At 54.8% G+C, this 18,129-nt stretch carries 21 protein-coding genes; 11 read left to right on the top strand and 10 right to left on the bottom strand.

The features are described 5' to 3' along the window. The first annotated feature begins 90 nt into the window (after positions 1-90). Genes MLD66_RS03045 through MLD66_RS14615 form a run of 4 tightly spaced genes read left to right on the top strand, consistent with a single transcriptional unit; the run spans position 91 to position 3,435 of the window. Complete coding sequence (locus MLD66_RS03045; RefSeq protein ID WP_247215462.1) at positions 91-1,377, top strand: bifunctional oligoribonuclease/PAP phosphatase NrnA; 1,287 nt, start codon at positions 91-93, stop codon at positions 1,375-1,377. Beyond that, entirely contained in the window at positions 1,377-2,153 is a 777-nt protein-coding gene (locus MLD66_RS03040) for a hypothetical protein (protein WP_247215461.1), read from the top strand. Before MLD66_RS03045 ends, MLD66_RS03040 begins: the two co-directional genes overlap by 1 nt. Before the next feature lie 60 nt (positions 2,154-2,213). Beyond that, positions 2,214-3,131 carry a protein translocase subunit SecF gene (gene secF / locus MLD66_RS03035; protein WP_247215460.1) on the top strand — a complete coding sequence of 306 codons (918 nt, stop codon included), beginning with the start codon at positions 2,214-2,216 and terminating at the stop codon, positions 3,129-3,131. Continuing rightward, the gene (locus tag MLD66_RS14615) at positions 3,112-3,435 is read left to right on the top strand and encodes a DUF565 domain-containing protein (protein ID WP_247215459.1); all 324 of its coding nucleotides are present in this window, start codon (positions 3,112-3,114) and stop codon (positions 3,433-3,435) included. The genes secF and MLD66_RS14615 overlap by 20 nt, the downstream gene beginning before the upstream one ends. Here MLD66_RS14615 and hisG read toward each other — a convergent pair. From hisG to MLD66_RS02985, 9 genes are all read right to left on the bottom strand, one after another. Continuing rightward, the gene (gene hisG, locus MLD66_RS03025) at positions 3,355-4,038 is read right to left on the bottom strand and encodes an ATP phosphoribosyltransferase (protein WP_247215458.1); all 684 of its coding nucleotides are present in this window, start codon (positions 4,036-4,038) and stop codon (positions 3,355-3,357) included. The two genes, MLD66_RS14615 and hisG, sit on opposite strands and share 81 nt — an antisense overlap. Further along, positions 4,039-4,245 carry a hypothetical protein gene (locus tag MLD66_RS03020; protein ID WP_247215457.1) on the bottom strand — a complete coding sequence of 69 codons (207 nt, stop codon included), beginning with the start codon at positions 4,243-4,245 and terminating at the stop codon, positions 4,039-4,041. It abuts the gene before it with no gap. Between the two features lie 773 nt (positions 4,246-5,018). Next, positions 5,019-5,870, bottom strand: coding sequence for a hypothetical protein (locus tag MLD66_RS03015; RefSeq protein WP_247215456.1), 852 nt, complete (start codon positions 5,868-5,870; stop codon positions 5,019-5,021). A 459-nt stretch (positions 5,871-6,329) separates the two neighbouring features. Then, positions 6,330-7,829 (bottom strand): mechanosensitive ion channel, encoded by a 1,500-nt coding sequence (locus MLD66_RS03010; protein WP_247215455.1) that lies wholly within the window; start codon positions 7,827-7,829, stop codon positions 6,330-6,332. Between the two features lie 672 nt (positions 7,830-8,501). Next, positions 8,502-9,719 (bottom strand): chemotaxis protein, encoded by a 1,218-nt coding sequence (locus tag MLD66_RS03005; RefSeq protein WP_247215454.1) that lies wholly within the window; start codon positions 9,717-9,719, stop codon positions 8,502-8,504. 173 nt (positions 9,720-9,892) lie between these two features. Then, positions 9,893-11,236: a ribosome biogenesis GTPase Der gene (der, locus tag MLD66_RS03000; protein ID WP_247215453.1), complete on the bottom strand. Its 1,344-nt coding sequence runs from the start codon at positions 11,234-11,236 to the stop codon at positions 9,893-9,895. A 47-nt stretch (positions 11,237-11,283) separates the two neighbouring features. Next, positions 11,284-11,715 (bottom strand): hypothetical protein, encoded by a 432-nt coding sequence (locus MLD66_RS02995; protein WP_247215452.1) that lies wholly within the window; start codon positions 11,713-11,715, stop codon positions 11,284-11,286. Further along, positions 11,708-12,013, bottom strand: coding sequence for a YtxH domain-containing protein (locus tag MLD66_RS02990; RefSeq protein ID WP_247215451.1), 306 nt, complete (start codon positions 12,011-12,013; stop codon positions 11,708-11,710). Before MLD66_RS02990 ends, MLD66_RS02995 begins: the two co-directional genes overlap by 8 nt. A 34-nt stretch (positions 12,014-12,047) precedes the next feature. Beyond that, positions 12,048-13,256, bottom strand: coding sequence for a DUF697 domain-containing protein (locus tag MLD66_RS02985; protein WP_247215450.1), 1,209 nt, complete (start codon positions 13,254-13,256; stop codon positions 12,048-12,050). A gap of 119 nt (positions 13,257-13,375) precedes the next feature. On the opposite strand from MLD66_RS02985, the gene MLD66_RS02980 reads away from it, so the two are divergent. The 6 genes from MLD66_RS02980 to plsY all read left to right on the top strand — a co-directional run bounded on the left by MLD66_RS02980 (position 13,376) and on the right by plsY (position 16,037). Continuing rightward, positions 13,376-13,525 carry a chlorophyll a/b-binding protein gene (locus MLD66_RS02980; protein WP_247215449.1) on the top strand — a complete coding sequence of 50 codons (150 nt, stop codon included), beginning with the start codon at positions 13,376-13,378 and terminating at the stop codon, positions 13,523-13,525. A 126-nt stretch (positions 13,526-13,651) separates the two neighbouring features. Next, positions 13,652-13,939: a hypothetical protein gene (locus tag MLD66_RS02975; protein ID WP_247215448.1), complete on the top strand. Its 288-nt coding sequence runs from the start codon at positions 13,652-13,654 to the stop codon at positions 13,937-13,939. Beyond that, complete coding sequence (locus MLD66_RS02970; protein WP_247215447.1) at positions 13,940-14,470, top strand: tetratricopeptide repeat protein; 531 nt, start codon at positions 13,940-13,942, stop codon at positions 14,468-14,470. A gap of 10 nt (positions 14,471-14,480) precedes the next feature. Next, positions 14,481-15,152, top strand: a complete 672-nt coding sequence (locus tag MLD66_RS02965) for a type I restriction enzyme HsdR N-terminal domain-containing protein (protein ID WP_247215446.1) — start codon at positions 14,481-14,483, stop codon at positions 15,150-15,152. Next, complete coding sequence (locus tag MLD66_RS02960; protein WP_247215445.1) at positions 15,145-15,408, top strand: chlororespiratory reduction protein 7; 264 nt, start codon at positions 15,145-15,147, stop codon at positions 15,406-15,408. Before MLD66_RS02965 ends, MLD66_RS02960 begins: the two co-directional genes overlap by 8 nt. Continuing rightward, the gene (gene plsY / locus MLD66_RS02955) at positions 15,405-16,037 is read left to right on the top strand and encodes a glycerol-3-phosphate 1-O-acyltransferase PlsY (protein ID WP_247215444.1); all 633 of its coding nucleotides are present in this window, start codon (positions 15,405-15,407) and stop codon (positions 16,035-16,037) included. Before MLD66_RS02960 ends, plsY begins: the two co-directional genes overlap by 4 nt. A 466-nt stretch (positions 16,038-16,503) precedes the next feature. On the opposite strand, the gene MLD66_RS02950 is transcribed toward plsY, so the two are convergent. Further along, positions 16,504-16,746, bottom strand: a complete 243-nt coding sequence (locus tag MLD66_RS02950; RefSeq protein ID WP_247215443.1) for a NifU family protein — start codon at positions 16,744-16,746, stop codon at positions 16,504-16,506. A gap of 123 nt (positions 16,747-16,869) precedes the next feature. Here MLD66_RS02950 and glyA point away from each other — a divergent pair, with 123 nt between their 5' ends. Then, positions 16,870-18,126, top strand: coding sequence for a serine hydroxymethyltransferase (gene glyA / locus MLD66_RS02945; RefSeq protein ID WP_247218939.1), 1,257 nt, complete (start codon positions 16,870-16,872; stop codon positions 18,124-18,126). The last annotated feature ends 3 nt before the right edge of the window (positions 18,127-18,129 follow it).

Genomic DNA, 18,129 nt, shown 5'->3' with positions numbered 1-18,129 from the left:
TGGGGAACATGGGTTAGGGGATAGGGTAAACTATAAAGAAGGGGATGTTAATCTGATGTTAATTGCCCTCTTGATTCTGTTAGGTCTGGTATGAATAACGAACCGACCGACCCACATAACCCGCCCGTCCTCGCATCGAACCCCCCACCTGAAGCTGGGGTAACAGCGGCGGTGGAAGACAGCCCCACGGCGCCGAATGGTCTGGCTCTCAACGGCAATCATCAGGGCAGTATGGTCTTGGCGACCCCGACCGGGGAACGAACCCGGCGTTTCAATGACCACCGTTTGGATGAACTGCACCGCCTGCTGACCAAACATGGGGGGGAACGGCATCTGGTGATTTTGCAGGATTTCCCCGACCCGGATGCCCTCTCCTGCGGCTGGGCGTACCTGTTGATTGCCCAACAGTATGACATTCGCTGTGACCTGGTGTATGCCGGTACCATTAGCCATCAGGAAAATATTGCCCTGGTGAAATTGACCGGGATGCCGGTGCAAAACTGGCCCGCTTCCACCCTGAAGGACCGGGATTGGCAGAGTTACCAGGGGTGTGTGTTTGTGGATAACCAGGGGGCGACCAGCCAGTTGACCCAGTGGGTACACCAGCTGGAATTGCCGGTGCTGGCGGTGATTGACCACCATACGGGGGGGGATATTGCGGCGGATTTTGTGGATATTCGCCCGCATATCAAGGCGACGGCGACGATTTTGACCCAGTATCTCCAGGGGGAATTGTTGGTTTTAGACCGGAATGTGGCGGAACACATCAAGTGTGCAACCGCTTTGATCCACGGCATCCGCTCGGACACCAATGGTCTGCTCCAAGCCCAGGAGGAGGATTTGCTGGCAGTGGCGTACCTGAGCCGTTATTATGACCCCCAACTCTTGCGCTCCATTCTCCAGGTGAATCGCAGTAAACAGGCGATGGATGTGATCGAGCGGGCGTTGAAAAATCGCATGATCCAAAATAATTTTTCCCTGGCGGGGGTCGGCTATCTGCGCTACGATGCCCGGGATGCGATTCCCCAGGCGGCTGATTTTTTGGTCACGGAGGACAATGTGCATACGGCGGTGGTGTATGGCATTGTTTATGACAAGGACCGGGAGCGGGAGTTGGTGATTGGTTCCCTGCGGACGACCAAATTGACCCTGGACCCGGACGAGTTTTTGAAAGAGGCTTTTGGGCATGACCCCCAGGGGCGGTTTTTTGGCGGGGGGCGGTCCCAGGCGGGGGGTTTTGAGATTCCCATGGGGTTTTTGGCGGGGTTGAATGACAATCCCAATTACGCCAATTTGAAATGGGAGGTGTACGACACCCAAATTAAGCAAAAACTCCTGCGGTTGATCAGCCCGGAAAAGCAAGTACAGGTCACCTGATGGCGTGGCAATTTTTGCTCCAACGGCAGGATGCCCCCCGGAGCTACTGCTGGCTCCAAGGAGAAAAGCCCCTGGTGCCGGGGGTCTATCGGTTGTGGGGACGGACGACGGAGCGGGAAAGCCAAACCGCTGTGGTGGAATGGTACTGGCCGACGGGTTGCGGGCGACAACGGTACCGTCAGCAGGAGGTGTCCCTCAACCGGCAGGGGTTGGCACTGCTCATGCCCTGGAGCCGGTGGGAGGTGGGCACTTGGGAAGTCCGTTGCCGGTGGGAGCAACCGAGCCATACCTGGGAATCCTGGAGTGATGGGCTGGTAGTACACATCACCCCCACCCCGGAACCGCCGCAAATTGCCGCATTACAATGGCAATACCGTTGCCGGTTTCCTTGGCACCAAACCCTGCGGGTGAAGGGCTGGGTCACCGGGGGTCAGGAATTGTCCCTGCGGATTTATGACCCTTTGCAGGCGGCGTTGGTTGTGCATATCCAGCAACCCCTGGTCAGGGAGGGGGGGGAACCGGTGCCGTTTTGCTGTGATCTGGCGATTCCCCAGTATTTGTACGAACGGGTATTGTTGGCGGTGTTCCAGGTGTTGGGGACCGACTTACGGCAGGAATTGCTGTTGGTCAATCCCTTGGTCAAGGTACGTTTGACCCCCCAGTTGACGGTTGAATGCCGTTCCCTGGCGGATTTGGCCCACCAGGCCCGGGCGATAATTAAGGAACGTCAGTGTGTGCTCCCACCCCGTTTGGTGAGGGCTGGAACGGCGAATTAAGTTCAGGTAGGTTGCCCAAACGTTCTAAAATTGGTTCAGTTCCTGACCGGTGCAACAACCATGACGTGGCGGGTGACTCAATACCAACGCCTCTGGTGGGGGATTTCCCTGGCGGTGATTTTGGTCGGCTGGGTGGCGATGGGAATTCTGTGGGTGCAGACGGGGTTTCCCCTGCGGCCGAGCATTGATTTTGTGGGCGGTACGCGGTTGCAGTTGGAGCGGGATTGTCGCCAGGGGTGTCCTGAGCCGTTGACCTTGCCCCCCCTGCGGGCGGCCTTGGAGGAGTTGGGGCTGGCCAATAGCAGTTTGCAAATTGTCGGGGGGCAGGGGGTGTCCCTGCGGACTCGGTTTTTGCCACCGGCGGAACGGGAGCGGGTACAGGCGAAATTAGCCCAGGTGATGGGGAAATTGAACCTGAATCAAACCCAGATTGACAGCATTGGCCCCACGTTTGGCCGCCAAATTTTGGTCAGTGGCCTGTTGGCTTTGGTGGTGGCGTTCCTGGGGATTGGGGTTTATTTGTCGTTCCGGTTTCAGGTGGACTATTCGGTGTTGGCTTTTGTGGCCCTGGCCCATGATGTGCTGGTGACGGTGGGGGTGTTTGCCCTGTTGGGTCTGTTGGCGGGGGTGGAGGTGGATACCCTTTTTGTGGTGGCGTTGTTGACGATTGTGGGGTTTTCGGTAAATGATACGGTGGTGATCTACGACCGGGTGCGGGAATTGCTGAAACTGCATGGGGACTGGCCGATCCAGGAGGTGGTGGATACGGCGGTGGCGCAGACCTTGACCCGCTCGGTGAATACGACCTTGACCACGGTGTTGAGTTTGGTGGCGATTGTGCTGTTTGGGGGGGAAACCCTGCGCTGGTTTGCGGTGGCCCTGATTGTGGGCTTTTTAAGTGGCGCCTATTCGAGTATCTTTATTGCCAGTACGTCCCTGGCCTGGTGGCGGAGTCGTCGTGCAACAAACCCGGCTTAATCAGATTGCCGACCAGTTGGGGCAAACGGCGCAAGGGTGGCTGAAGTTACCCTTTTCCAGTTGGTCGCTGTACCTGGTGGCGTTTTTCCTGGGCACGTTTTTAGCCGGTGCCGTCAGCACCACCCTGGGAGCGGTTGCCCAGTTTGATGTGGTGGCGATGGCCGTCCTGCTCTTGGCCACCGAAATCCTGAACCGTTGGGTCTATAGTCGGCGGCGGGTGGGCTTATGGCTCTCGTTGCTGAATATGCTCAAGATCGGTTTTGTGGGCGGTATGTACCTGGATGCGCTCAAGCTGGGCAGTTAATTCCTGCAACCCGTACTGGTTGAGCCGGTAGCTGAGGGGATGGGCGATCAATCGGGCGGTGCTGTGGAATAAGACATCCCGCTCCACCAAACCGTTGTCCCGCAGGGTGCGGCCGGTGGCGACCAAATCCACAATCGCTTCCGCCATGCCGGTGATGGGGCCCAGTTCCACGGAACCCGCCAGGGGCACCAGTTCCACGGGCAAATCCAAAGCGGTGAAAAATTCCCGGGCGCAATGGCTGAATTTGGTGGCAACCCGGCTGTAGGCGGGCAAATCCAAAGCGCAGGTGTAGGGGCTATCCTGGCGCACCGCCACGGACATCCGGCAGTGACCAAACCCCAAATCCACCAACTGGGCGACCTCCGCCTGGGATTCCCGCAGGACATCATAGCCGACGATGCCCAAATGCGCCTGCCCCCGTGCCACATACACCGGCACATCCTGGTTGCGTACCAGCAGGGCTTGGGTGCCCGTGTGGGGGTCGTTCATCTGCAAAAACCGGTTATCCGCCGCCAGGAGGGGACGAAAATCCATACCCACCTGGGATAACCGAGCAACGCTATCGCCCAGCAGGGCGCCCTTCGCCAGGGCAATGACCAGCATCTACCCCAGCATTTGGCGGGAAATCCGCTTTTCCAAGTCCGCCTGGGTTTGTCCCAACATCTGTTCCCGCATATCCTGGCTCTGGGGAGACACCGGGGGTACTAAATTGCGAAATTGTAACGCCATGTGTACCTGGAGATGGGCAACGTAGTCCCGCAGGTCTTCGCGCAATTCTGCCCGCAGGTCGGAAGTGGGGGTGGAATTCATGAGGGTCTCAATCACTCAGTTGGATGTTACGCAATACCTTTAGCAGGCTAACACGAAGGTTAAGATTGTTCGGGATTCCCTTCATCAAGTGTAACAAGTCCTTGTTGGGGTATCTCTAGCCATAGCAATCTCAGACGAATTAGAGGAGTGAGAAACGAGAAGCGAGATTCCCTAGAACCAAGGGCGGGGGTGCCCCCCTGCGACCGCTAACTTTGAATTTATAGAGGTGTCCTAAAGCTACAGCCTGTTCACCAATTAAAGTTCAAGGTTTGGTTCTCATGAAGATTTAGAGCAAGTGGGTTTACAGCCGCATCCCGTAAACACTTATAGTCGTTTCACAAGAAAATGCGACACTTTGAGGCACGGGTCATCACTGCATCCCCTTCTAGGACAAGGTTTGCAGGTAAAGGCAAATGTCGCAAACTTGTTTGAAAGTACTATATCTACCGAAATACTCTCCCGATTTAAATCCGATTCAGCATCAATGGCATAGAATCAAGCAAAGAGTTAGAAAAACCATGACATCTACGACCCAAAATCTTTATGATCTTATAGATTCAGTCCTCTGCTCTATATGCCAACCTTTGCCTGCTTAGCTATAGCGTTCCTTCTACCAAAGCGACACATCGGTAGTCAGACGGTTCGGAGACGCTCACCTAGTCCCACTATCGGTTCAAGCGGTTCTTGAAGTTTCAAGCGCAGAAGAAAATTGTGACGGTGGTAGATGTCTCTGAGTCCTATACTACCCAAACCTGCACCAAATAGCGGTATATTCATTCCTGCTCAGGGTATTTTTGAAATAATTCCCTCAAACGTTTAGGTACTTCCTTCCACAATTCTTTGTAATCTCTCCAAAATTTCCTTAGTCTTTCGTACTCGGGAGCAGTTCTATAATCCAACTGGTTTTGAAGTCGTAATATATTATCTTTCGGTAATTGCCATCGATCCCATAGCTCATGGGATGTGTGAGCATCCTGCTTTTTCATTAACTCAAAGAACTGAGCAAGAGTAATGGATTTATATTTGATTTGAACATCGGGATTTTCTATGTGCAATCTCTCTAAATGGGCAGGCCAGATCAGGCGTTCATCATACGCAAAATAATAAGGATAAACGGTTCTGCCTTCCTCATCATAAAAATACTCCCGTTCCCCATCTACCGTATAGTAAACAACTTCTAGCTCACTCAAAGGAGCAATTTCGAGGTCTATCAAGGTTTCATAACCATTAACTGTTATCCATTCAAAATTGAAGTTCTTTGTTGGCTTAATAATATGAACATTTTCACCATCAACATAACGTTTAAGCATTTCATACGCACTACAAAAAAAGATTTCAACTGGCTCAGGAAAGTCCGGATCCACGCCTATGCTCCAAAGAAAACCACGCCGGAGGTGAGCAGATGGATTGAAACGATCATCATCCATTCTTTGAGCGAGAATTAATCCCGTTTCTTGATTATTTGCAATTAAGTTTTCAAGAACGGGGTGGTCTACCCGGCAGTCCATCCTTGGCACACGATTAGTAACCATCAAGTCCGTTATTTCCAAAAATGGCTTTGCCTTTTCCAGCAGTTCGCGATCAATAAAGCTTGCTAAAGCTGGTGAACACATCATCAACACCATCTGGGTGGACAATAGAAAGCTAAAGTATCGTTTCAACATAACATCCTCCAATCATTGCTAATTCTATAATATAGCTAGGTAGGTTAAGGTTGTCGCCTTAAGATTCATGGCTACGCCACGCAAGCTATGGGAAACCAATGTGGGGCTACGCCCAGCGACCCATATCATGTCAACCTTTGTATGCTTAGCTATAGCTTAAAAACTCCCTAAAGTCTAGAGAGGGCGAGTTGAACTAACAACTTAGATTGGAAATGATTATAGTAATTTCAAACAAGTTTGTAACATTCACCTTTAGTTAAAAACCCTGTCGTAGAAGGGTATAGAGCAATTACAAGTGGCTAAAAAGTGTTGCATCTTTTTGTGAAATGACTGTAAAAGGCTGTAAGGGTCAGGGGGTGAGGCAATGTTTCAAGCGGATTGTGAAGACGATACAAAACCCCGCCCCCATTCCCCGCCTGATTAACGGGAGTCCTTGATCTGGGAACGCCATTCCTGCAACTGTTGTGCCACCACTTCCCGTCCCCCCAGACCAAAGGCAATCGCCAGGGCAATCGCCACCGCCCCAAACAGCAGTCCAAACGCTAGGTTGACAATATCCGCCGCAATTCCCATCTGCCGCAGTGCCATCGCCCCCACAAATGCCAACAGGGCAATCCGGGTGCCATGCGCCAACAAACGGGCTTGGGGCGTACCCCCATTGGCAATCAAGCGAAACACCTGATTCGCCAAATACAACCCCACCGCCAGCACCAACAAGCCCACCAAGACCTGCCCAAAAATCACCAATAGACCCGTGACCACCGCCGTCAAGGTGGGGATTTCCAGCACTTCCGTTGCCGCAATCGCCCCTAACTGGAGCACACCCCCCACCACCACCAACCCCATCACCTGGGAGGGAGTTTTCTGGGATTCCGTCGGGGCAGGCACTCCCAACCCCTGCACGACCTGATTAAAGCCCACCTGGGTCAGCAGATTGGTCACCAGTTCCCCCACAAACCGCCCCGCCACATAGGCCGCCAGCATGATGGCCGCCGCCGTAAACACCCGGGGCAGAGCCGTCAAAATCGTATTCAGCATCAACACCGCCGGGTCGGAAATCGCCCGAATTTCCAAAGCCTCCAACGCCGCCACCACCGTGGGAATCAAAATCAATACATAAACCACCGCCCCCGCCATACCCGATAAACGGGGTTGATCCGCCTCCGCCGCCGGTAAGCCCAAGGATTGCCCCAGGCGATCCGCCCCCGCCGTGACCAGCAAATTGGTGGTAATCCCCCGCACCAAACGAGCCACCAGCCAACCCACCAGACCAATTAAGCCCGCCTTGAAAATCCGGGGCAACGCCGACAACAGTTCATTCAAAAGGTTTTGCACCGGTTGCAACGGCCCCTGTAACTGCAACGTATCCAAAATCAAGGGCAGGAAAAACAGCAGTACAAACCAATACAAAACCGTCCCCAGGGTCTCGCCCATCGTCACCGGCACCGGCTCCCCCTCCGCCCGAGGTACCGTCGCCACCGGCTGGTTCATCCGCAAGGAAGCCGACAACCGCACCACCACCAACTTCGTCACCGTCGCCAACACCCAGGCGATCACCGCCAAAATCAGCCCCCCCAACAGCTTGGGCGCATAGGCAAACACTTCGTTTAACAACTGGGTCAAAGGTTGGGAAATGCCGGTCAATTTCAGCACATCGAAGGCACCCACCAACCCCAGCCCAATCACCAACCAAAAAATGATTTGCCCGACCAACTTACCTGCTTGCATCGGCGCTTCCGCCGTACCGGAAACCAACTCCGAAAGCCGATTGTCCAGCCCCGTCCGTTTCAAAACGTTTTGACCCACACCGGATAAAATGGTGGCAACAATCCAAGCAATAATAAAAATTCCTAAAGCACCCATCAAATTCAACAAAAACGGTGCCAAACGCTCCCAATCCAAAGCAATCCAGCTATCCATCGTCCCAGTTTGTGTCAAAATGAGAGCAGAAAAATAGGTTTCCCCAATTGGTGGTACTAATGACAACGGTGCAGTGTGGTACATGATGACCCCTCACTTCCCAGAATATAGAGAATAAAGCTCTTAAAAACCAAGCGTATTGTAGCACCTCCTGGTTGCGGGATTACACCCCTATTGCTTTAATATGATTATTTTTTCTTATGGTTATTTTTCCCTAGGGAGCATTTCGGAAAAGGCAGTCGGAGAGATTGAACGCCCATCCTTACGCTACTGGCACTATCAGGATTCGATAAAAATAAAATTCTACGGGTGTTTCTCTATTAAGGGCACCTCTATCAATTCAAAGTTAGCAGTCCCAGAGGGCACCCCCGCCCTTGGTTCTCGGGAATCTCGCTTCTCACTTCTCACTGCTCATCGCCGGGGCACCGCCCCCGTCCTTGGTTCTATTGTGGGTAAAATTTTATACTCTTTTCATGGCTAAAGAATCAAAAACTTCAGGAATCAAAAAGCACAAGGGTAGGGTTTTGCCCTGGTTCTCAAAAATTCTATTTATCCCAGATTCATCCCACAAATCCTCTGCGGTTAGCTACCAAGATACTGGGGGAACCGGGCATCTCTAAACCGCCAATTGTAACAGGACTACCGTCGCTGAATCGGGAATGGGTGATGTCGTTATTGCGCTTCTGACTGCACCTGGGTCGTCGGCTCATCCACAATTTGCAGACGGGTGCTGGAGTCACTTCCGTCCCGAATCACCGCTTGCACCTCCTCCGGGGAACTGACCGGAGTTAAAGCACTGCCCACCGCTTCCTCCAATTCGGTGAGGGCAACCTCCGCCCGTTGAATTTTTTGGATGAGAGAACGAGCGGTTTCCGCCGTGGAACGTGCCGCTTCCCCGTTCTCTTGAATTTTACTGCGAAACCGGCTGGCGATCCGATTCACCTGACTACTGGCTTCAAAGGTTTGGCTCACCAATTTACCAATTTCCGAGGTGATATAACCGAACCCAGCCAATTGCCCCCCGGATTGATTGGCAACCACCGCCGCCTGTACCGCCAAGTGCCGCACCTGTTTACTCACATCCTCGATAATTTTGGTGGCACTATCTACCGCTTCTAATTCCTTTTCCAGGGCTTCCCCAATGCTAATAATTTGATCCGTGGTATTGCAGATGCTATTGACCCCGGAAAACGTGGCTTGGAATGCCTTTTTTCCCTCCAAAGAAAGGATTTGCCCAATGCGGACGAACTTCTGATTGAGTTCTTCGATTTCCTTGGTTTTGCGGCTCAGTTCTTCCTGTTGCGCCTGGAGCAGGTCGTTGCGCTGTTTGTTTTCCATCTGTTTGATTTCCAACAGACGGGTATATTCCCGCACCTTGTTTTGTTCCTCGGTCAACCGGTCTAAACTGCTTTGAAGCTCAGCGGTTTTTTGCTGCACAATGGCATTGGTAGCCGCCAACATTTGCGACTGAGCCAAGAGCAACACATGCAAATCCACCAGGCGGGGGGGCTGGTCGGGGATAATGACCACCACGGGTTCGTAAACCAATTCAATGGGACGATTCAGGGCGGCGGCGGCAACTTCATCAATGCGAGCGTCCCCAGGCACCTCTAAAACGGGTACATTTTCCAGTTCCAAAATGGCTTCGATGGGGCGTTTTAGATAAATTTCCAGGCTATAAGGGCGGCTCATCCGTTCCAAAAAGCGGCGCCGGGAAATCATCCCCACCAACTGATCCTCCCGTTGCAAAATCACCCCGCATAGTTCCGAGTCCTCCTGCACCCGATGCCAGACTTCCTTGCCAGGGGTGCTGGGGTCAACGCAATAATCGGTGTAGGGCAGGTCGCTCACCCGATAGTCCATCGCCTCCAGCTGTATCATCTCGTCCATGCCTGTGCCCCTCGCCCGGTGATGAGTGTTCTGATGACTTCTGCATTTATCCCAAATTCTACTCCCAATGCCTGGAAATAAAATAGCCTTGCCGGTTATGAAAGGGTTAATAAATGGTAAAAAGTTGATTAATTGGGAAAATTGGGGTTCAATGGTGGCACGGATTCCCCAAATTAGGGGGTGTGGCGTTGGGCTTGGCGTGCGGTTTTGCCCCGCCAGATCAGCTGAACCGGACTGCCCCGGAAGCCCAGATGTTCCCGAAATTGGTGGTTGAGGTAGCGGCGGTAGTTGTCCTTGAACAGTTTGGGGTCGTTGACAAATAGGGCGATGGTGGGGGGCTGGCTTTGGACTTGGGTGCCGTAGTAGATGCGCCCCTGGCGGCCTTGGCGGTTGGCGGGGGGGGATTGCCAGGCGGTGGCTTCGGCGAGGACTTCATTGATGACGGCGGTGGCGACCCGGCGGCGGTGGGATTCAGCGGCGGACTGCACGAGGGGGAGAATTTTTTCCACCCGTTGGCCGGTTTTGGCACTGATGAACAGGCAATCCGCCCAGTCCAGGAAATACAATCGGCTCCGCAGTTGCCGTTCCACTAAAGGCAGGGTATGGCTGTCCTTGGGCAGGGCATCCCATTTATTGGCGACGATGACGCAGGCTCGGCCTTCTTGGATCACCCGGTTGGCCAGTTTCAAGTCCTGATCCGTGACCCCTGCGGTGACATCCAAAACCAACAGCACCACGTCCGCCCGCCGGATGGCCTTAAAGGCCCGGTTGATGCTGAAAAATTCTGGGCCGTAGTCCACATATTTTTTGCGGCGAATCCCGGCGGTGTCAATCAACCAGTAGGCTTGCCCGTCCCGCTCCACCAGGGTGTCCACGCTGTCCCGGGTGGTACCGGCAATGGGGCTGACAATCGCCCGTTCTTCCCCCACCAGGGCGTTTAATAAACTGGATTTGCCCACATTGGGCCGCCCGATGATCGCCACATGGATCGCTTCTGGGGCAGAGCCACCCACGACTGGGGGTAAATGGGGCACCAGCGCATCTAACAAATCCCCCACCCCGGAGCCATGCCCGGCGGAGATGGGATAGGGTTCCCCCAGCCCCAGTTCCCAAAATTGGGCGGCCTGGGTCAACCCCTGGGTGACGGATTCGCATTTGTTCACCGCCAGGAATACGGGCAGGGGCTGTTGGCGCAACCACTGGGCAATTTCCGCATCCCCAGCGGTAGGGCCAGTTTGCCCATCCACCAAAAAAATAACCGCCTGGGACTCAGCTATCGCCGTCATCGCCTGCTGGCGAATTTGGGGGAGAAACTCCGTGTCGTCCGCAAAGACCAAGCCGCCCGTATCCACGATCAAAAATTCCCGGTCTTGCCAAAAGGCGGGCCGGTAGTTGCGATCCCGGGTCATGCCTGGTTGGTCATAGACAATCGCCGAGTGATCCCCGGCAATCCGATTCACCAGGGTGGATTTGCCCACGTTGGGTCGGCCAACCACGGCGACAATGGGCAGGGACATGGGCAGAGGAGACACAAAAGGCCAGCTTTTATTATATCGTTTTCGCCCTAGCCGGATTCCGGGGGCAGTTCTGGCGGGGACGGGCGTTCCGGGGGCAAGCGGTAGGTGGGGGCGGGGGGCCGTTTCCAAGTATTCCAGGCGGCTTTCATCCCCACCCAGACGCTCCGGGTGGACACCTGGGTACGGCGGACGGTTTGTTTGGTGCTTTCGACGCTTTGGTTGACCTGCTCGACGATGCGGTTGGCACTCTGTACCCCCTGGCTCACATCATCCGTGAGGTCGCTGATTTCCATGCCGGTCAAACGGATCGCATCCAGGGTGGGGGGCAAATCCCGGCTGAGGGTATCGGCTAATTTATCAATACTGCGGGCGGCCCGGGCAATCTCTTGCACCGCTGGGATCAGGGCAACCAGCACCGCCGTCAGGGAAACGGCCACCAGTAGGAGCGATAACCCCAGGATAAAAATTGCTTCAGCCACGGTTCTGTTGGCGTTGGTGTTCTTGCCGCCCCGCCTCTAGCCCGGCATTAATCGCCATGTGCAGGCGTTCCCAGGTGTCCTGCCATTGGGTCTGGAGTATGCCTTGCCAGCGTTGCGCCTGGAGTTGGAGATTGTCGGAGAGGTCGGTGGTCAATTCCGGTAAGGCCGCCGCCGTTTTGCGGAGCACCCGACGGGTTTCCTGACCGGAACGGGGTGCTAAGACCATCCCCGTCACCAACCCGGCCACCCCGCCGATCACCAAGCCCCCCAAAAATGCCCCCGCATTGTTCCGGCTCATGGTTGTTTGCCCCGTTTACTCGCCCATCTTGGCTTTACTGTATCCCATCCCCGGGGGGGTAATGCAAATGCTGGCGCAACCGGGCTAAGACCGCCCCCTGGTCAATGGCGCCCACCAGCCGATGAATCTGCTCCCGGGGACTGCCCGTGCCCCAGGTTTTGCCCTGCACCAGGTACTGCCACCCCAGCCGCCCCACCAGATAGGTGGCCAACCCCGCCACCGCCCCCCGCCCCGTCGCTAGAGCCAAGTAGGGCAACCACAACCCGCCCCCCGCCAAAATGCCCGCCAGCAGACTGCTTCCCACCCCCAGCCCCCCCAAACTGCCGGCGATCAGGTACAGCAACTTGCTGGCTTCCACCGGGGTCAAGGTCACCCCCGCCCGCCGTGCCAACCGCAATAGGAGGGCACCATCCACCGCCGCCCCAATCAGCAAATCCACCCCCAGCAGGGGATTCACCGCCACCGCCAGGGCTTTGGTTGTACTGGCTCGCCAGATCAGGGCTTCGGTTTGGGCAGGAGGAGCCAGCAAGGGGGGCTGTTGAGCGGTGGTGTGCAGGGCATTGAGGGCCAAGAGGGCGGGCGCAAGGGTCTGCACCTGGTTGACCAACACCTGGCGCAATTCCTCGACTTGGGGAGGGAGGGACTGCCGTACCACCTTGCCCGTCGCCGTTTTCTGCCAGCCCGTGGGTTGTGCTGACACCCAGACCACATCCGTCCCAGCCACCCACCGGGCCAATTTGCCGCCCTGCCAGCGAGCCTGGAGTTGGGCCTGCGCCGCCGGGGGATACTGATCCATCTTGTTCATCACCACGATCACCGGTTTGCCGGAACGCACCAACCGGGACAGGATATTGATTTCCAAACGGTTGGGGTCGCCACTCAGCACCAACAGGACCAACTCCGCCCCCAGCGCCAATTCCCACACCGCCGCCGTTTCCCCCACCTCATCCAACCCCGGCGTATCCACCAATTCCACAGGGTATTCCCCCACCCGCCAGTCCACCGCCTGCGCCCCCCGGGTCACCCCATGCACCGCCCCCGTGGCAAACACTGGTTCCCCCACCAGGGCATTCAACAAACTGGATTTACCCCGCCCCACCAACCCCAAGACCACCACCCGCAACCGCTTGGCCTCTAACCGTTGGCGCACCGACCCAGTCGCCAAAACCCGTGCCTGCTCATAGCACCACGCCCCCCGTAGCGCCGCCCAATCCCGCACCGGATAAATCCCCGTTTCACCCATCCTGCAACCCTTTTCTTCCCATTGTGCGTCCCCCAGACCAGCAGAATGTAAAATTTTGTTGCCATTTCGCAGAGAGTTGGTTACATTTGTTAATGTAAACCCGTTTGAGGAATTGGGTCATGCAAGAACAAACTCCTGCCCCCAAGTTTGGCTTCACCAACTTTGCGGAAACTTGGAACGGCCGTTTGGCGATGTTGGGCTTTGTGATCGGGATTGCGACCGAACTGTTGACCGGCAAAGGGATTTTGGCCCAACTGGGTCTGATGTAATTTCTGCCCAAAACGCTGGTTTGTCCCCGCAGATCACCTGGGGCAACCGGCAAGGAAGTTTCTGGCCTGGGGTCACTCCAGGCTTTTTTGTGTTTTATCCTGGAATTGTGGGTTCAACGAGGCGATATGGCACTGATCCGCGTGGGCAGCCAGGTATTCAACACGGACTACATCGTGCGGGTGCGGTTAAACGACAGCAATTCCTTTAGCGATAATTGCGTCACCCTGTTGGTGGACGAGGGGTCGGGGAGTTTGAATGGGGACCCGAATGGGTTTACCGGGCATTGGGGTCTGCAAGCCTATTCTTTTTACAATGACCAGGCCAACCAACTGCGGGGCTTTTTCACCAGCCCGGATTATGTTTTAGATTTAACGGTGCCCGAGCCGTTGACCATGACTACCGGGGGGGAGTAGGTGGATTTTGTCCTGCAGTCGTCCTATCTGTTGGGGTTGTTGACCCTGTTGGTGGTGGCCGCTGTCCTGGTGGCACGGCAGGTCTGGCGCACCCGCAGTACGGAAACCCGGCTCAACCAATTGCAGCGGGCGGTCACCGAGGGAACGGCTACCCCGGCGGACTACTACGAATTGGGCAGTATTTATCTGCGTAAAAAACTGTATGTGCAGTGCATCAATCAACTGCAAAAAGCGATCAAAAATTGGGATGAAAATGACCCGGAGGGCTTAGCTAAAGTCTATAACGCTTTGGGCTATGCCTATTTCAGCCAAGAGCAATACGACCTCGCCATTCGCCAGTACCGGGAAGCCCTCAAATGCCAACCCCAGTATGTGACCGCTATGAATAATTTGGGGCACGCCTACGAAAAGAAAAAACTCACCGCCCCAGCCCTGGAAATGTATGAACAGGCGTTGCAAATTGCCCCGGACAATCCTACGGCGAAACAACGTGCCAATGCCCTACGAAAACGCCTAGCACCAGCGGGATAAAGGAGTGGCTATGGTTGCGAGTACAGCGATTACTCAAGCCATTCTCAGCTTTCGTGACCTTGAGGATAAATTGGGTTGCAGACGCATCCAAAACCCCAATTTTTTCCTGGAGTGGCAGATGCCTTTGCCGGAATTAACGCCGACAGAAACTACCGGAATTAACCATTTATCCCAACGATATATGACCTATTTAGAAGAGGGTGAAGTCAGTGAAGGAACTTTGAATATTATTTTAATTGCACCGTTGTTGGATATTTTGGGTTTATGCGACCCACCCTATCGAATTCGAGGCGAAACTTGGGTAGCAGTTCAAACCCAAATGGATACGGAAGCTGGCAGAATGACCCTTGAAGGGCGTATTGATGCCCTGACGATCCAGGACAATTTTTGGCTCGTAGTGATTGAAGGAAAACGGAATGGCTTTAATGTGCTTCGGGCGGTTCCCCAAGCCATTGCTTATATGTCTGCTACCCCGTACTACCCAATTTTTGGATTAGTCACCAACGGTTATGATTATTTATTTCTCAAATTAGCAGGCAGGGAATTTGGTTTATCAGATAACTTTAGTTTGCTGTCAGATGCAACTGGCAATCTCCTACGGGTCGCCCAAGTGCTAAAACACCTGGTCGGGTTACACTCAAGAACCGCCAATCATGGACAAGGAGCAACCCCCTATGGCTGACTCACTCATGTACCAAAGTGAACATTACGTTGTCCTAATGCCAGGAGAACCAGAGCAGTTTTACACTGAGGCGGAATTGCGGGAGAAACTGGGGCAGATTTTGGCGCAGGTCGAGGAGATTAGCCCGGAATTGTCTGCCTACCCCACCATCGCTGAGCGGGTACAGTATCTATTGGATACGGGCTGTCGCTGGGAATGGGGCACAGATGAATTTATCGAGTGGTATGCCGTGCGTTTGGAGAAACCCCGCCCATGACCGTAAATCTCCTGTGGATACTGGTGGCTTACCTCTGCGGTTCGATTCCCCCTGGGTATGTGGCGGGGCGGTGGGCAGGGATTGACATTCGCCAGGTGGGGTCGGGTTCTACGGGGGCGACCAATGTCCTGCGTACCCTGGGAAAAGGTCCAGCCCTGGTGGTTTTCCTCCTGGATGTGGGTAAGGGGGTGCTGGCGGTGGCGCTGGCTCGCTGGTTATGGCAGGTATTTCCCAGCGTTGACCCTGGGGAGGGGCGGCTTTGGTGGGAATTGGTCTATGCCCTAACGGCACTGGTGGGGCACAGCAAATCCGTATGGATCAACTGGCAGGGAGGCAAATCCGTGGCCACCGGGTTGGGATTGTTGGCTTTTTTTAGCTGGCCGGTGGCGGTGGGGGCTTTGGTCATATTTGGGTTGCTGGTGGCAACGGTGCGGATTGTGTCCGTGGGTTCTCTGGGAGCCTGCGTGACTGCCCTGGGGCTGGCGGTGGGGCTGGGAATTCCTCTACCCTATCAGGCATATACGTTGTTGGCGACTTTGTACATTATCTGGTGTCACCGCACCAATATCCAACGGCTGTGGCAGGGGACAGAACCCCGTCTGGGACAGGCCAAACCCACGCAAGAATGATCAAGCAGGGAATATAGCAATCCTCAATGAAAATGGAATAGGGGTTCCTCTGTGGTTCTGGAGAATTTCTGTATGCCCACGGCACGCCAGCTAACCCTAGGGCACCTCTATTTATTCAAAAAATGGGAATAAAATACAAGAACAGCATAGCATTGCTCAGTACTTTTGTGGAGAGTTTCACTTTACTAATGCTGGCATGGGACTTGATCTTAGCAAACCTCTCTCCCTGAAAGGATTTTGGGGGTTGATCACCATAGGACATCATTATTTACTTGAAACTCTCTTCTCATTTAGGATTGCTATAGTTCACATGGCACAACCATTTGGTAAAAATGTTCCAGCAAATTTATAGGCGTAGCACTCCCCACTTCCTACCAAAAGTTCCGCTGGGATGACAATTGACTTTGAACAAGGATGCCAACGCACCCCAGCAGTTAATTGTGACCCTTCAGGTGAACAAGAGGAATTAAAAAACCTGTTCTACTTCGGCAATTTCAGGGATAAATTCCCGCAGTCGCCGTTCGATCCCCATCCGCAGGGTCATGGTGGAACTGGGGCAGGAACCACAAGCCCCTTGTAACCGCAGACGCACCACGGGACCGTCAATTTCCACCAATTCCACATTACCCCCGTCCGCCATCAGGTAGGGGCGCATTTCATCCAGGACTTTCTCTACATTGTCAGTCGTCAGGGCTAGGGTTTCGACCATGATGTTCTCCGCAAACCTACCAAGGAATCAGGTTATCATGGGACAGGGAGCCGGTGCCTGTACCCAGTTCCCAGTGTAACGTGAAACTTCCGGTTGGGGGGCAAGGTGACTGAGCAGTTGGCAATGGCGCAGTTGGCAACAACGGATGGGGTGGTGGCGGATTTGATTGCCCAGGAGTTGCAACGGCAACGGGAGCATTTGGAGTTGATTGCTAGTGAGAATTTTGCGTCACCGGCGGTGATGGCGGCTCAGGGTTCGGTGTTGACCAATAAATATGCTGAGGGTCTGCCGGGGAAACGCTACTACGGGGGCTGTGGGGTGATTGATGCCCTGGAGCAGTTGGCGATTGACCGGGCAAAAGAGTTGTTTCAAGCGCAACACGCCAATGTGCAACCTCACTCCGGGGCGCAGGCGAATCAGGCGGTGTTCCTGGCGTTGCTCCAGCCTGGGGATACGATTCTGAGCATGGATTTGAGTCACGGGGGGCATCTGACGCACGGGTCGCCGGTGAATCTGTCGGGGATGTGGTTCCGGGCGGTGCATTACGGGGTGCATCCGGAGACCCATCGGTTGGATTACGACCAGATTCGGGAGTTGGCGTTGCAACATCGCCCCAAGTTGATCATCTGTGGCTATTCGGCGTACCCCCGGCAGATTGATTTTGCCCGCTTCCGGGCGATTGCGGAGGAGGTGGGGGCGTATCTGCTGGCGGATATGGCGCATATTGCTGGGTTGGTGTGTGCGGGTGCCCATCCCAGTCCGTTGCCCCATTGCCATGTGGTGACGACCACGACCCATAAAACGTTGCGGGGTCCCCGGGGCGGGTTGATTTTGACCAATGACCCGGAGTTGGGCAAGAAGTTAGATAAGGCGGTGTTTCCGGGGGTGCAGGGGGGACCTTTGGAACACGTGATTGCCGCTAAGGCGGTGGCATTTGGGGAGGCGTTGCGCCCGGATTTTCGCACCTATATTCAGCAGGTGGTACGCAATGCCCAGGCGTTGGCGGAGGGGTTGCAGGCACGGGGATTCAACCTCATCAGCGGGGGCACGGACAACCATTTGGTGTTGGTGGATGTGCGTCCGGCGGGGTTGACGGGGAAGGCGGCGGATGCCCTGTTGGGGGAAATCAATGTCACGGTGAACAAAAATACGATTCCCTTTGACCCCCAATCCCCGTTTGTGACCAGTGGGATTCGCCTGGGGACACCGGCGATGACCACCCGGGGGTTCCGGGAGGCGGAATTTGCGGAAGTGGCAGAAATTATTGCCGACCGGCTGTATCACCCGGAGGATGTGTCGGGGCGGGAACGGGTGGCGCAGTTGTGTGGGGCATTCCCCCTCTACAGCTATTTGCCGCAACGGGAACCCCTGCCGGTTTAGACG

The organism is Synechococcus sp. C9 (assembly GCF_022984075.1).
In the GTDB taxonomy this organism is placed as follows: Bacteria; Cyanobacteriota; Cyanobacteriia; order Gloeomargaritales; family Gloeomargaritaceae; genus Gloeomargarita.
Note: the sequence above shows the minus strand (reverse complement) of the source record. Positions and strands in the feature narration are given on the sequence as shown.